The 13763-nt window shown below is 59.3% G+C and carries 10 protein-coding genes and 1 tRNA gene; 2 read left to right on the top strand and 9 right to left on the bottom strand.

From position 1 onward, the window contains the following. Positions 1–45: 45 nt before the first annotated feature. From infB to HPT27_RS05760, 6 genes are all read right to left on the bottom strand, one after another. Entirely contained in the window at positions 46–2637 is a 2592-nt protein-coding gene (gene infB / locus HPT27_RS05785; RefSeq protein WP_172240274.1) for a translation initiation factor IF-2, read from the bottom strand. A gap of 69 nt (positions 2638–2706) precedes the next feature. Beyond that, entirely contained in the window at positions 2707–4203 is a 1497-nt protein-coding gene (gene nusA / locus HPT27_RS05780) for a transcription termination factor NusA (protein WP_172240223.1), read from the bottom strand. A 15-nt stretch (positions 4204–4218) separates the two neighbouring features. Beyond that, positions 4219–4761, bottom strand: coding sequence for a ribosome maturation factor RimP (gene rimP, locus HPT27_RS05775; protein ID WP_172240220.1), 543 nt, complete (start codon positions 4759–4761; stop codon positions 4219–4221). 356 nt (positions 4762–5117) lie between these two features. Next, positions 5118–5194: transfer RNA gene (locus tag HPT27_RS05770), tRNA-Met, on the bottom strand. Positions 5195–5228: 34 nt separating this feature from the next. After that, positions 5229–6398 (bottom strand): MJ1255/VC2487 family glycosyltransferase, encoded by a 1170-nt coding sequence (locus tag HPT27_RS05765; protein ID WP_211197866.1) that lies wholly within the window; start codon positions 6396–6398, stop codon positions 5229–5231. After that, a complete protein-coding gene (locus tag HPT27_RS05760) occupies positions 6398–6931 on the bottom strand; it encodes a phosphatase PAP2 family protein (RefSeq protein WP_172240217.1) in 534 nt (177 codons plus the stop codon). Before HPT27_RS05760 ends, HPT27_RS05765 begins: the two co-directional genes overlap by 1 nt. Positions 6932–7162: 231 nt before the next feature. Here HPT27_RS05760 and HPT27_RS05755 point away from each other — a divergent pair, with 231 nt between their 5' ends. Beyond that, positions 7163–7549 carry a diacylglycerol kinase gene (locus HPT27_RS05755; protein WP_172240214.1) on the top strand — a complete coding sequence of 129 codons (387 nt, stop codon included), beginning with the start codon at positions 7163–7165 and terminating at the stop codon, positions 7547–7549. A 114-nt stretch (positions 7550–7663) separates the two neighbouring features. Then, positions 7664–8602 (top strand): UDP-2,3-diacylglucosamine diphosphatase, encoded by a 939-nt coding sequence (locus tag HPT27_RS05750; protein ID WP_172240211.1) that lies wholly within the window; start codon positions 7664–7666, stop codon positions 8600–8602. A gap of 97 nt (positions 8603–8699) precedes the next feature. Here HPT27_RS05750 and nuoN read toward each other — a convergent pair whose 3' ends face one another. From nuoN to nuoL, 3 genes are read right to left on the bottom strand one after another with little or no spacing between them, the layout of a single operon-like run. After that, entirely contained in the window at positions 8700–10130 is a 1431-nt protein-coding gene (nuoN, locus tag HPT27_RS05745; RefSeq protein ID WP_172240208.1) for an NADH-quinone oxidoreductase subunit NuoN, read from the bottom strand. A gap of 20 nt (positions 10131–10150) precedes the next feature. Continuing rightward, positions 10151–11677 carry an NADH-quinone oxidoreductase subunit M gene (locus HPT27_RS05740; RefSeq protein ID WP_172240205.1) on the bottom strand — a complete coding sequence of 509 codons (1527 nt, stop codon included), beginning with the start codon at positions 11675–11677 and terminating at the stop codon, positions 10151–10153. An 18-nt stretch (positions 11678–11695) separates the two neighbouring features. Then, a complete protein-coding gene (gene nuoL, locus HPT27_RS05735) occupies positions 11696–13762 on the bottom strand; it encodes an NADH-quinone oxidoreductase subunit L (protein ID WP_172240202.1) in 2067 nt (688 codons plus the stop codon). Position 13763: the final 1 nt, after the last annotated feature.

The raw sequence follows: 13763 nt of genomic DNA, 5'->3' as shown, positions 1-13763 counted from the left end.
TTGCCCGCCCCTGCACAGGACTGATACTGCTGTAACAACAAAATATTAGATGGTCCGCGCCACTTCGACGATTTCGAACACTTCGATCTGGTCGCCAGCGCGAACATCGTTGTAGTTCTTGACGCCGATACCGCATTCCATGCCGGCACGAACTTCCTGAACATCGTCTTTGAACCGGCGCAAGGAGTCGAGCTCGCCTTCGAAGATAACGACGTTGTCGCGCAGCACCCGGATCGGGTTCGAACGCTTGACGTGACCTTCGAGCACCATACAGCCGGCAATGCTGCCGAACTTCGGATGCTTGAACACTTCCCGAACCTGGGCCATGCCAACGATGTTCTGTTTCTTCTCCGGCGACAGCATGCCGGACATCGCCGACTTCACTTCGTCGATGACGTCGTAAATGATGCTGTGGTAACGAATGTCGACGCCATTGGCTTCCAACACTTTCTTGGCCGAGGCGTCGGCGCGAACGTTGAAACCAAACAGAATCGCATTCGAGGCCGCCGCCAGGTTGGCGTCGGACTCGGTGATACCACCAACGCCCTGTGCAATGACCTTGACCTGCACTTCGCTGGTCGACAATTTGGTCAGCGATTCGCTGAGCGCTTCGACTGAGCCGTTGACGTCGGCTTTGACGATCACGTTCAGCACGCTGCTGGCGCCGTCCTGCAGGTTGGCGAACAAATCTTCCAGCTTGGTCTTCTGCTTCGACAGTTTGACGTCGCGGATCTTGCCCTGACGGAACAGCGCCACTTCGCGCGCCTTGCGCTCGTCAGCCACCACCGTCGCTTCGTCACCGGCCATCGGCACGCCATCGAGACCCAGCACTTCGACTGGAATCGACGGACCCGCCTCATTGACCGGACGACCGGCTTCGTCATTCAACTGACGCACGCGGCCAAACTGCGTACCGGCGAGCAGAATGTCGCCCTTGCGCAGCGTACCGCCTTGCACCAGCACGGTGGCCACGGTACCGCGGCCCTTGTCCAGACGCGCTTCGATGACGACACCGTATGCCGGGCCTTCGATCGGCGCTTTCAATTCCAGCACTTCGGCTTGCAGCAGGATTTTTTCCAGCAGCGTGTCGACGCCTTCGCCCGACTTGGCCGAGACGTAAGCAAACTGGACATCACCGCCCCAATCTTCCGACAGCACGTTGTGCTGCGACAAATCGCTGCGCACTTTTTCGCGATCAGCGCTCGGCTTGTCGACCTTGGTGACGGCAACAACGATCGGCACATTCGCGGCGCGAGCATGCTGAATCGCTTCAATCGTTTGCGGCATCACGCTGTCGTCGGCGGCGACGACCAGTACGACGATGTCGGTGGCCTTGGCACCACGGGCACGCATCGCGGTAAACGCGGCGTGGCCGGGGGTGTCGAGGAAGGTGATCACGCCACGCGGCGTCTCGACGTGGTAAGCGCCGATATGCTGGGTGATACCGCCCGCTTCGCCAGCCGCCACTTTGGTGCGCCGGATATAGTCGAGCAGCGAGGTCTTACCGTGGTCGACGTGACCCATGATGGTAACGACCGGAGCACGACTGGTTTGTTCCAGCGCGCCACCTTTGCTCTGCGCGAGCAGTTCGGCTTCGAGCGCGTTTTCGCTCATCGGCTTGGCGGTGTGGCCCAACTCTTCGACCAGCAGTACGGCGGTTTCCTGATCCAGTACCTGGTTGATCGTGGCCATCATGCCCATCTTCATCATCGACTTGATGAGATCAGCGACTTTCACTGCCATCTTCTGGGCGAGCTCGCCCACGGTGATGGTTTCCGGAATGGCAACTTCACGCACAACAGGAGCCGTCGGTTTGGAGAAATTCTGTTGCAGCGATTGCGGCGTGCGACGGCCTTTGCGACGGCCACCACCACGACCACCACCGACATCGTCGCCAGCCTCGCCGATCAAATCCTGAACGCGGCTGCGCTTCAGCACGTGCTCATTGACGGTGGTGCCATCGGTGCGCTTTTTAACGCCATCTTTATGAGTATGACCGGCGGATTTGTGGCCGCGCTTGTCATCATCATCACGTTTCGCGGTGACCGGTTTCGCCGCGACACCCGGCTTGGCCGCGGCCGGTTTGGCACCAGCCGGCGCACTCGGGCGTGCCGCAGCATCAGTCGGACGCTTGGCCGCTTCTTCGGCGGTGCGGCGTTTCAAATCTTCTTCCGCGCGACGGGCCGCTTCTTCTTCGGCGCGTTTGCGCGCTTCCAGTTCGGCCTGACGACGCGACTCTTCTTCATGCCGGCGACGTTCTTCCAGCTCGACATGCTTCGGTTCTTCTTCGACTTCCGGCTTGGCAGTGCCCGCTTCCAGCGCGGCCAGTTCTTCCGGCGTGCGCTTGACGAAGGTGCGCTTCTTGCGCACTTCCACCTGCACCTGCTTGGTGGTGCCACTGGTGGTCGCTACTTTCAGGGTCGACAGCGATTTGCGCTGCAGCGTGATGCGCTGCGGGCCACCGACGTCTTCGCCGTGACTTTTGCGCAAGTAAGCCAGCAGATCCTGCTTTTGTTGCTCGGTGACAGCACTGCTGGCACTGGTCGCTTCGATGCCGGCAGATTTCATCTGCTCCAGCAGTTTTTCTACCGGCGTGCCGACGGTTTCGGCAAGTTTGGCGACGGTCAATTCAGCCATATTGGGTTCTCCGGTTGCGGTTGTTGTTGTTGTGTACGTTCAGTAGCTACGTGCAACTTCATCCGCAACTTATTGGTTTTCACCGGCAAACCATGGCGCCCGGGCGGTCATGATCAACTGGGCGGCACGCTCTTCCGTCATGCCATCGATTTCGACCAGTTCATCGACCGCTTGCTCGGCCAGGTCGTCCATTGTGCAAATGCCTTTCGCGGCCAACACGAACGCCAGATGCTTGTCCATGCCATCCATGTTCAGCAGGTCATCCGCCGGTTCGTTTTTGCTGAGTCTTTCTTCATTGGCCAGCGCGCGATTGAGCAGCGCATCTTTGGCGCGCTTGCGCAGTTCATTGACCAGATCTTCATCGAAGCCTTCAATCTGCAGCATTTCGGCCAGCGGCACATAGGCCACTTCTTCCAGGCTGGAGAACCCTTCGTTGATCAGCAACTGGGCCAGATCTTCATCGACGCCGAGTTCGTTGACGAACACATCCTGCACGCTGTCGGTTTCGGCGGCGTGCTTGGCTTCGGCTTCGGCAGCGGTCATCACGTTCAGGGTCCAGCCGGTCAGCTGCGAGGCCAAACGGATGTTCTGACCACGGGCACCGATGGCCATCGCCAGTTTGTCGTCGGCCACGGCCAAATCCATGCTGTGCGAATCTTCATCGACCACGATCGAGCCAATGTCGGCCGGCTGCATGGCATTGATGACGTACTGGGCAACGTTGTCATCGAACAGCACGATGTCGATCTTTTCGCCACCGAGTTCGTTCGAGACGGCCTGCACGCGCGAACCGCGCATACCGATACAGGCGCCTTGCGCATCAATGCGCTTGTCTTTCGAGCGCACGGCAATCTTGGCGCGCGAACCCGGGTCGCGCGCAGCGCCCTTGATTTCAATCACGCCTTCGGCAATTTCCGGCACTTCGATGCGGAACAGCTCGATCAGCATTTCCGGTTTGGTCCGGCTCATGAACAGCTGCGGGCCACGGGCATCCGGCTTGGCAGCGTACAGGTAGGCACGCACGCGGTCGCCCGGACGGAAAGTTTCCCGCGCCATCGAATCTTCGCGCAGGATGATCGCTTCGGCGTTGTTGCCGAGATCCAGAATGGTGCCGTCGCGGGTCGATTTCTTGACCACGCCGGTGATCAGCTCGCCGACCCGGTGGTAGAACGCCGCCAGCACTTTCGCCCGCTCGGCTTCGCGCACTTTCTGCACGATCACCTGCTTGGCCGTTTGCGCGGCAATACGACCGAACTCGATCGACTCGACCTGCTCTTCAATGAAGCCGCCAAGACCAATGCCCGGCTCCATTTCCTGGGCGGCCGACAGCGTGATCTGGCGCAGCGGGAATTCCATCGGCGCGTCATCCGGCACCACTTCCCAGCGGCGGAAGGTTTCGTAGTCACCGCTCTTGCGATCGATTTTGACCCGGGCATCGATGTCCAGGTGATTCTTTTTCTTGGTCGCGGTTGCAATGGCAGCTTCCAGCGCTTCGAAAATGGTTTCCGGGTTGACGTCCTTTTCGTTCGAAACGGTTTCAACCACCATGAGGATTTCTTTGTTCATGGCTGTACCTCTTACTTAGGATTCTGAATTGGAATCGGCGTTTGACGGTGAACGGTCAGTCTGTTCGTTTTTTGCTTCTTGTTTCGACTTCTGCAGCTCGGCTTCGATATCCGGCACGACGTGGGCCTTGTCGATCTGGTCGAGCAAAATGGTGACGGTTTTTTCCGGCTCCAGTTGCAGCACGATCTGGTCCTGATCGGCTTGCTGCAACAAGCCAGTGAAATTGCGCCGGCCGGCGACCGGCAGCACGGTTTTGACCTTGATGCTCTGGCCGACAAATTGAATGTAATGCGCAGCCGTGAACAGCGGCCGATCCCAGCCCGGCGACGAAACTTCCAGGCGGTAATCGCTGTTGATCGGGTCGGCAACGTCGAGCACGCCGGACACCTGATGGCTGACCAGCGCGCAATCATCAACGGTCACGCCATTGGCATGTTCGATATAAATTCTGAGCAAGGCGCGGCGGTTGAGAACCTGGTATTCCAGACCCCACAGCTGCATGCCAGCGGCTTCCACCGCCGGTTTCACCAAGGCTTCCAAGGTGGCTTTATCGGCCATTCATCACTCCAGGCGCGGGAAATTTCGCGCAAAAAAAAATGGGCACAAGGGCCCATTTCTGATTTCGAACCGTACCGCCTGTTCATGCAAGCTGTTGCTGAAACAGCAGGTTGTTATGGCAACAAGGTGGCGTTGTTCGGGGTGAAAAGCTTGTGCGTCTTTTCACCGGGCACTGCGGCTGATGCGACTCAGGCACATCAGCTGGCATCGGCCTCGCGGCGATACCGCCGGCTGCCCGACCTGCCGGGAACAAGCTTAGCGCGTTCACCTGACAGCTGCAGCCGATACCAGTAAAAAAGCCCCGAATACGGGGCTTCTTTACACATCGCATCATCAAACCACATGACGCTGAAACCTGGTTGCGGGGGCAGGATTTGAACCTACGACCTTCGGGTTATGAGCCCGACGAGCTACCAGACTGCTCCACCCCGCGTCTGAGGGGCGGCATTATAGGAGGGCCACCCCGACTACACAAGCGGAATATCCGGCGCCGCCGGATTCACGCCCAGCGGCTCATCGCGCCAGCGCGGCAGGCCGCGGGTTTGCTGCCAGAGCTGCTCGGCCAGTTGCGCCAGCGGCGCGGCGCGGCCGGCGGCAATCCAGCGCGCCAGGGCCGCCGCCACGTCCGGATAGGCGACCGGTGCGGGCATCGGCGCCGCCAACAGGGCCGCCACTTCGGCCGGGTCGAGCCGGGTCATGACCCGGGCCCGGCCGAGCTCAGCCAGCGCTTTGGCGTTGCTTTCCTGTTCGAACTGGGCTGCAAGCGGCCGCACCAGCAATTTCTTGCCAAGCACCAGTGCCTCCGAGGGCAGTTCGAAACCGGCGCCGGTGACGATGCTGGCGCAATCGGCCAGATCGGCCTTGAAGCCGGTACGGGAGAACGGGCAGAGCCGGATATGACCGCGTTGCTCCGGGGCACTGACGGCACAGTAAATTGAGAAGCGATGGTCACGAAAAGGCTCGAACAAACGGATCAAATCTGCAGTGTCTTCAAACGGCAGATAGACCAGCACCTTGTCCGGCTGCGGCGCCAACGATGTCAGCGGCGCGGCCAGCGTCGATGGCTCCAGCACCGGCGGCAACAGCGGCTGGCCAAAGCCATGCCAATGCAGGCCGACCGGCTCGCTGACCGGCGCCATGTACTTGAGCACCAGCCGGGACGGGATATTGATGCCGGCTTTCGGGATCGGGTGCCGGAACGCATATTGGTGACCGATGCCCAGACTCGGAATGCCCTGCCGGCGCGCCGCCCAGGCCGTGATGGGCTCAAAGTCGCTGATCACCAGATCATAAGAAGCCAGTGACAGCTGGCGTATATCGCGCAGCAAGGTCAGCGGCTGGGCCTGCAGCACCGTGCGCAGCGGGTCGATGTGGCCATGCCGCATGGCAAAGGTGAGTCCTTGCTTCAGCTGAAAGTCGCCAAAACTCTCGACGCCGAACAGCTCCTCGCGCGGGCGGCCGGAGACCAGCACGTCGACCTCGCAGCCGGCCGCGCGGAGCGCCGGCAGCAAGGCCCGGGCCCGGGTGATGTGGCCGTTGCCGGTGCCTTGGACACCGTAGAGGATTTTGATCGGACGAGTTGTGGCGATTAGGTGTGCGGGCGCAGACGCCATCAGCGCGGATTCGGTCGCATTCATCAACCGACCACGCTCAGCGCGACTGCGGCACAGGAGCCGCCAAGGACCATGCCGGCGGCGATATCGCCCGGATAGTGCACGCCAAGCAGCACCCGCGAGGCACCGACCGCCAAGGCCCAGCACCAGGCCAACGGTGCCAGCGGCGGGAAGTAGGCCGAAATCAGTGTTGCCCAGACTGTCGCGGCCGCCGTATGGCCGGACGGAAAGCTGAATTCATCGGACGGCAGCAGGTAGGGCGACGAGCCGAGCCGGACAAAGGGCCGCTCGCGCTTGAAGCTTTTCTTCAGCAGCACATAGAGCGGCACATCGAGACCGTAGGCGAGCAGGCCGGTCAGAAAGAACCACCAGCCGGTGTCGCCACCGAAGGCCGCAAACAGCAAGCCGATGGCGGCATACCAAGGCCCATCGCCGGTTCGGGAAATCCAGCGGGAGATCTCCGCCAGCTGGTCGCGGTGTTTGCGGGCGGCACACCAGCGGAACGCATGGGCGTCGGCCGAGTGCAATTTATTCAGTATCAGTGTCGTCTTTATCATGGCAGCCTGAATACTGCCGGCCACCGATGTCAGCCTGATGGCTGTATTTTGACCAGTTGATGACAAAGCGGGATGTTTGTGCTGGTTGTTGACGTGATGGTGTTGGCGTTGAACGGCCCATGAATCCTCCGGCGGACATCGGCCGAGGTAGCGGCAAGCGGCTGAAAACGCTATAAATGCGCGTCTTTTTTGCCGGCCAGTCCGGCAACCGCCTTTCGGAGTTTCCCTGCCATGCCCAAGCCCGGTAAAACCGGCGTCGTCCGGTTGTTTGATGCCTTCGGCTATTCCATCAAAGGTTTCCGCGCCGCCTGGGCCAATGAAGCGGCGTTCCGGCAGGAAGCGGTGCTGGCCTTGGTGTTGTTGCCGGGGTCGTTTTTTCTTGCCCGCACGGGGCTTGAGTTGGCGCTGCTGATCGGCGGCGTAATGCTGGTGCTGGTTACTGAATTGCTCAACAGTGCCATCGAGGCCATTGTCGACAAAACCACCCCGGAAATTCACGAACTGGCCGGGCGCGCCAAGGACATGGGTTCAGCCGCGGTGCTGTGTGCACTAATCGCCTGTGGCGCGATCTGGTTGTTCATTGCGCTGGACCGATTTGCCCCCGGCTGGTTTGGCTGAGTGCTGCCGGCGCGCTGGCATCAGCGCGCGCTGTCATGAAGGCTTCAACGCACCGCCACGTTGTTGTTATGTGCTGGCAGCACACTGCCAGAAACCAGCAACCGGGTGGCGGTCATGTCCGCAGTGGTTTCCGTAGCCAGTATGGCTACTGCAGGTTTGCCAGCAGCAAATCTGCCTAAAGCAAACGCGCCGGCAGTCAACGCGGCTGCCACGGCTGTCTCACCATCAGCACCGAATGTTCGCGCGCGCAAACCGCATTACCGCGCGATTTTTCTCTCCGATATCCATCTCGGTACCAAAGACTGTCAGGCTGATGCTTTGCTGGCTTTTTTAAAGTCGGTACGTTGCGACACGCTGTATTTACTCGGCGACATCGTCGATTTATGGGCAATGTCAAAACTGGCACACTGGCCGCAATCGCATTCCGATGTGGTGCGCGCCATTTTGTCGAAAGCACGGCGCGGCACTCGCATCGTTTACATTCCCGGCAATCACGACCGGCCGCTGCGGCATCACGTCAAACAGGTCTTCGGCAATATCACCTTGCTGCGCGAAGGCGTGCATGAAACGGTCAGCGGTCGGCGTTATTGGCTCATCCATGGCGATGACTTTGATGTCCATGTTCGCTGCAATCGTCTGCTGGCGCTGATCGGCGACAAAAGCAATGACGCGTTGTTGCGACTGAACCGGCACCTCAATCAATTGCGACTGAAATTCGGGCTACCGTATTTCTCACTGGCCGGTTACATCAAGCAGCGCCTCGGCCGGGCGCGGGCCTATATCGAACGATATGAGCAGGCGGTGGCAAGCGAGACAGCACGACGCGGATTCGACGGCGTGATCTGTGGTCACATCCATGTTCCGGCAAGCAAGGACCTGTCCGGAATTCAGTACCGCAACAACGGCGACTGGGTGGAAAGTTGCAGCGCCCTGATCGAAGACGAACATGGCGAAATCCGCCTGCTCTACCGACCGCTACAGGGGCAACAACAAGGCCGGCGACAAGGCAAAATCGAACCATTCAGTTTGCCGTCATTGGCCGACGCAGCCTGAACACCCGGGCTCGCTGCAAAAAAAAAAGGCCGCTTCAGAGCGGCCTTTTTTTAAACCTGATTGAACAACGTAATCAAGCAATCCAATCAAAAAAAACTCAACCAGCAAACGCTTTCAGGCAGTACGCCAGAATCGTGCCCGGGAACAGGCCAAGCACCAGCATGGCCAAGCCGTTGGCACTGATGGCGACGCGCAGCGCGGTCGATGCGGTGATCGGCGATTTGTCGTCGGCTTGATCGAAGAACATCACCTTGACCACTTTCAGGTAGTAGTAGCAACCGATCAGCGAGAACACCGCGCCGGTCAGCGCCAGCCAGGTTTGGCCGGCATGGACGGCAGCCATGAACACCTGCAGCTTCGGCCAGAAACCAATGAATGGCGGAATGCCGGCCATCGACATCATCACCAGCATCATCAGCAGCGCATACCACGGGCTGCGTTGCCACAGGCCCTTCAGATCACTCAGGTTGTCGCTTTCAAAACCGGCCCGCGACAAGAACAAAATCATGCCGAAACCACCGAGTGTCATCAGCGCATAAACCAGGATGTAGAACATCGAGGCGGCATAACCTTCGCTGGTGCCACTCGAAATGCCGATCAGGAAATAGCCCATGTGGGCGATGGCCGAATACGCCAGCAGCCGTTTCAAGTTGCTTTGCGCAATCGCACCGATGTTGCCAATCGCCATCGAGGCAATGGCCAGCGCCGCCAGCATCGCCATCCAGTCTTCATGCAGTGATGGCAGCGCTTCGGTCAGCAGCCGCATGATCATCGCGAACGCGGCGATTTTCGGTGCGCTACCGAGGAACGCGGTCACCGAGGTCGGCGCGCCGTGATAAATATCCGGAATCCACATGTGGAACGGTACGGCACCGAGTTTGAACGCGATGCCGGCGATGATGAAGACCAGGGCGAAGCGGTACATCACCAGCTGGCCTTGCTCGGTCGGCGCGCTCGCCAACTCGCTGATGCCAATGTGGCCGGTGACGCCGTACAACAGTGACATACCGAACAACAGGAAGCCGGACGCCAGTGCGCCCATGACGAAATACTTCATCGCCGCTTCCGGTGCCTGCTTGCTGTCACGCTGCATCGCCACCATCGCGTACAGCGACAGCGACATCAGCTCCAGACCCAGGTAAATGGTCAGCAGGCTGTGCGCGGTGATCAAGACCATCGCGCCGAGCATCGCAAACAGACTCAGCAGGTAGTATTCGCCGCGCATGAATTGCCGCTCAGCGATATACGCGCGGGCATAGAGCAGTGAAATCGCGGTGACGATGTACAAGCCGACTTTCAGCACGGTGCCGAGACTGTCGAGCATGAAATGACCGCCATACAGCAGGGCACTCGGTGCCGGTGCCAGGTTGATGGTGATCAGCAGCGCACCGAACAGGGCAATCTGGCTGAGCCAGAAACTGTTGCGGCGCTGCGGGCCGGGCGCAAACAAATCGACCAGCATCACCAGGCAGGTCATGCCGAGCACAAACAGCTCGGCGGCCAGCGGGGCAAAAGAAATATCTTGCATGCCGTTCTCCAACATGACCATCAGGCTCCCGCTTTCGACTGCATGATGTGGTGAAGCAGATTCTGCACAGTCGGCTCCATCAGATCGGTCAGCATTTTCGGATACAAGCCAAGCGCCAGCACGGCAATTGCCAGAATCACCAGCATCAGTTGTTCGCGCTTGTTGATGTCTTCCAGCTCGGCAACGTGACTGTTGTTGACTTCACCGAACACCACCCGCTTGTACATCCACAAGCTGTAGGCGGCGCCGAGGATCAGCGTGGTCGCGGCCAGAATCGCATACCAGAAATTGGCACTGAACGCGGCCAGGATGACCATGAACTCACCGACAAATCCGGAGGTGCCCGGCAGACCGGCGTTGGCCATGGTGAACAACATCATCAGCGCGGCGAATTTCGGCATGGTGTTGGCGACGCCACCGTAATCACCGATCTGACGGCTGTGCACGCGGTCATACAGCACACCGATACAGAGGAACATGGCGCCGGAAATAAAACCGTGCGAGATCATCTGGACCAGCGCACCCTGCACACCCAGAGTCGCCTGCATGGCGTTGCCGCTCTTCAGCAGCGCAAACGCGATAAAGAAGCCGAGCGTAACAAAGCCCATGTGCGCGATGGACGAGTAAGCCACCAGCTTCTTCATGTCTTTCTGCACCAGCGCAACCAGACCGATATAGACCACCGCAATCAGGCTGAGAGCGATCATCACATCGGCCCAGGCCAGCGAAGCATCCGGCGCGATTGGCAGGTTGAAGCGGACAAAACCGTAGGTGCCCATCTTCAGCATGATCGCGGCCAGCACCACCGAGCCGCCGGTCGGCGCTTCGACGTGCGCATCCGGCAACCAGGTGTGGACCGGGAACATCGGCACTTTCACGGCAAACGCGATCAGGAAGGCGGCGAAAATCCAGTGCTGCACAGACAGCGACATTGGCAACTGGTGCAGATCAAGAATCGCGAAGCTCTTGGCCTGAATGGCCATGTAGATCAGCGCGATCAACATGAACACCGAGCCAAAGAAGGTGTACAGGAAAAACTTGATAGTGGCGTAAACGCGATTCGGGCCGCCCCAGATACCGATGATCAGGAACATCGGCACCAGCATGGCTTCCCAGAACACATAGAACAGCATCGCATCGAGCGCGGCAAACACGCCGTTCATCAGCCCGGTCATGACCAGGAACGCCGCCATGTATTGCGAGACGCGGTTCTCGATCACTTCCCAGCCGGCGATCACGACAATAACCGTGGTGAACGAGGTCAGCAGGATCAGCGGCATCGAGAAGCCATCGACCCCGAGGCTGTAATTGATGTTCAAACCGGAAATGGTGAACCATGGACTCTGTTCGCCAAATTGCATGGCTGCCGTGGTGGTATCAAAGCCGGTATAAAGAGGCACGCACAGCGCCAGCGTAACCAGAGCCGTAACCAGCGCCAGCCATTTTGCCGTACTGCCGTTGTTGCGCTCGCCGGCGCCAAACAGCACCAGCGCCGCACCGATGATCGGCGTCCAGATCAGCAGGCTGAGCAGGGGAAGAGTTGTCATGTTCAAGTAGCCCCTTGCTTACATGCGGAAGTACAGCCAGCCGATCAAAAGCAGCAGGCCGATAATCATTGCGAAGGCGTAGTGATACAGGTAGCCGCTCTGCAGCTTGCGCAGCTGCACCGCCAATCGACCGACGCCACGGGCGCTGCCATTGACGATCAACCCGTCGATCAGTTGGGTATCACCGTGCTTGGACAGCCGGCCACCGACGCGCAGCGTGCCGTTGGCAAATACCGCCTGATTGAAATCATCGAAGTAGTATTTGTTGATCAGCAGGGTGTGCACGGCTTTCAGTTTGGCTTGGGTCTTGGCAGCAATCTGCGGATTCTTGACCCAGATGAACCAGGCACTGAAGACCCCAGCAGCAGCCAGCCAGAACACCAGCGTCATCGGCGCATGCAAGGCGAAACTGACCCAGCCATGTTCAAGGTGCTCGGCGATCACCGCCATCGATTCGTGATGTTCCGGCGCGATATAGATCACGCCCTTGAAGAAATCACCGGCTAGCATCGGCTCGGCAAAGAACCAGGCAATGATCACTGATGGAATCGCCAACAGAATCAGCGGCAGCGTAATCACCCATGGCAGGTGATGCGGCACGCCGTGACCGTGATCATCATGGTGACCATGGTGAGTATGCGTACCGTGTTTCTTGCCCTGTTCTTGTTGACCAGAATCATGCGGCACCTTGTGGTGATGGTGCTCGTCGGCGTCATGGAAGCGTTCGTTGGTGTGGAACACCAGGAAGAACATCCGGAAGCTGTACAGTGCGGTGATAAACACGCCGGCCAGTACGCAAACGTAGGCATAACCCGAACCGGCAATGCGCGAGGCATGAACCGCTTCGATGATAGCGTCTTTCGAATAGAAGCCGGAGAAGAACGGTGTGCCGATCAGCGCCAGTGAACCGAGCAGCGCGGTGATCCAGACCACCTTCATGTGCTTCCACAGGCCGCCCATCTTGCGGATATCCTGCTCGTGATGCATTGCGACGATCACGGCACCGGCACCGAGGAACAGCAGCGCCTTGAAGAAGGCGTGGGTCATCAGGTGGAACACGCCGGCGGCGTAAGCCGAGGCGCCGAGCGCGACGACCATGTAACCGAGCTGCGACAGCGTCGAGTACGCAACGACCCGCTTGATGTCGTTCTGGACGATGCCGAGGAAGCCCATGAACAGCGCGGTGGTGGCACCGATGACGATGACCACGGTCAGCGCGGTTTCCGACAGCTCAAACAGCGGCGACATCCGCGCCACCATGAACACGCCGGCGGTCACCATCGTGGCGGCGTGAATCAGCGCCGAAATCGGCGTCGGGCCTTCCATCGAATCCGGCAGCCAGACATGCAGTGGCACTTGGGCCGACTTGCCCATTGCACCGATGAACAGGCCAATGCAGATGACGCTGATCGCCGACCATTGCATCGAGTCAGTGACATTCAGCACCAGCCCCTGCTTGGCCCAGTCCGGTGCCGCTTTGAACACCGTGGCGTAATCCAGCGAACCAAACCAGAACAGCACAGCGGCGATACCGATCAGGAAACCGAAATCGCCAACCCGGTTGACCAGAAACGCTTTCATGTTGGCGTAGATGGCGGTCGGGCGCTTGAACCAGAAACCAATCAGCAGATACGACACCAGACCCACCGCTTCCCAGCCGAAGAACAGCTGCAGGAAGTTGTTGCTCATCACCAGCATCAACATCGAGAAGGTGAACAGCGAGATGTAGCTGAAGAAGCGCTGGTAACCGTTGTCGTCGGCCATGTAGCCGATGGTGTAAACGTGCACCATCAGACTGACCGAGGTCACCACGACCATCATCATTGCGGTCAGGTTGTCGATCAGGAAACCGACTTCCATCTTCAGACCGCCGATGCTGGCCCATTCATAAACGCTGCCGTTGTAGGCCGGCAGGCCGTTGATGCCGTGCTGCCAGAACACATAGCAGGACAAGGCCGCGGCAATGGCGACACCCAGAATAGTGGCGGTGTGTGAACCGACCCGGCCCACCTGCTTGCCGAACAGGCCGGCAATGATGGCGCCAATCAAAGGCGCCAGCACGATGGCAAGATAAATCTTTTCCATG

Source organism: Permianibacter fluminis, from assembly GCF_013179735.1.
GTDB lineage: Bacteria > Pseudomonadota > Gammaproteobacteria > Enterobacterales > Permianibacteraceae > Permianibacter > Permianibacter fluminis.
Note: the sequence above shows the minus strand (reverse complement) of the source record. Positions and strands in the feature narration are given on the sequence as shown.

Bases quoted from the DNA above. Each gene is read 5' to 3' on its own strand.
- HPT27_RS05755 (WP_172240214.1), top strand. From the start codon at position 7,163: ATGCCCAAGCCCGGTAAAACCGGCGTCGTCCGGTTGTTTGATGCCTTC.
- infB (WP_172240274.1), bottom strand. From the start codon at position 2,637: ATGGCTGAATTGACCGTCGCCAAACTTGCCGAAACCGTCGGCACGCCG.
- nuoL (WP_172240202.1), bottom strand. From the start codon at position 13,762: ATGGAAAAGATTTATCTTGCCATCGTGCTGGCGCCTTTGATTGGCGCC.
- HPT27_RS05750 (WP_172240211.1), top strand. From the start codon at position 7,664: ATGTCCGCAGTGGTTTCCGTAGCCAGTATGGCTACTGCAGGTTTGCCA.
- rimP (WP_172240220.1), bottom strand. From the start codon at position 4,761: ATGGCCGATAAAGCCACCTTGGAAGCCTTGGTGAAACCGGCGGTGGAA.
- HPT27_RS05760 (WP_172240217.1), bottom strand. From the start codon at position 6,931: ATGATAAAGACGACACTGATACTGAATAAATTGCACTCGGCCGACGCC.
- HPT27_RS05740 (WP_172240205.1), bottom strand. From the start codon at position 11,677: ATGACAACTCTTCCCCTGCTCAGCCTGCTGATCTGGACGCCGATCATC.
- HPT27_RS05765 (WP_211197866.1), bottom strand. From the start codon at position 6,398: ATGAATGCGACCGAATCCGCGCTGATGGCGTCTGCGCCCGCACACCTA.
- nuoN (WP_172240208.1), bottom strand. From the start codon at position 10,130: ATGCAAGATATTTCTTTTGCCCCGCTGGCCGCCGAGCTGTTTGTGCTC.
- nusA (WP_172240223.1), bottom strand. From the start codon at position 4,203: ATGAACAAAGAAATCCTCATGGTGGTTGAAACCGTTTCGAACGAAAAG.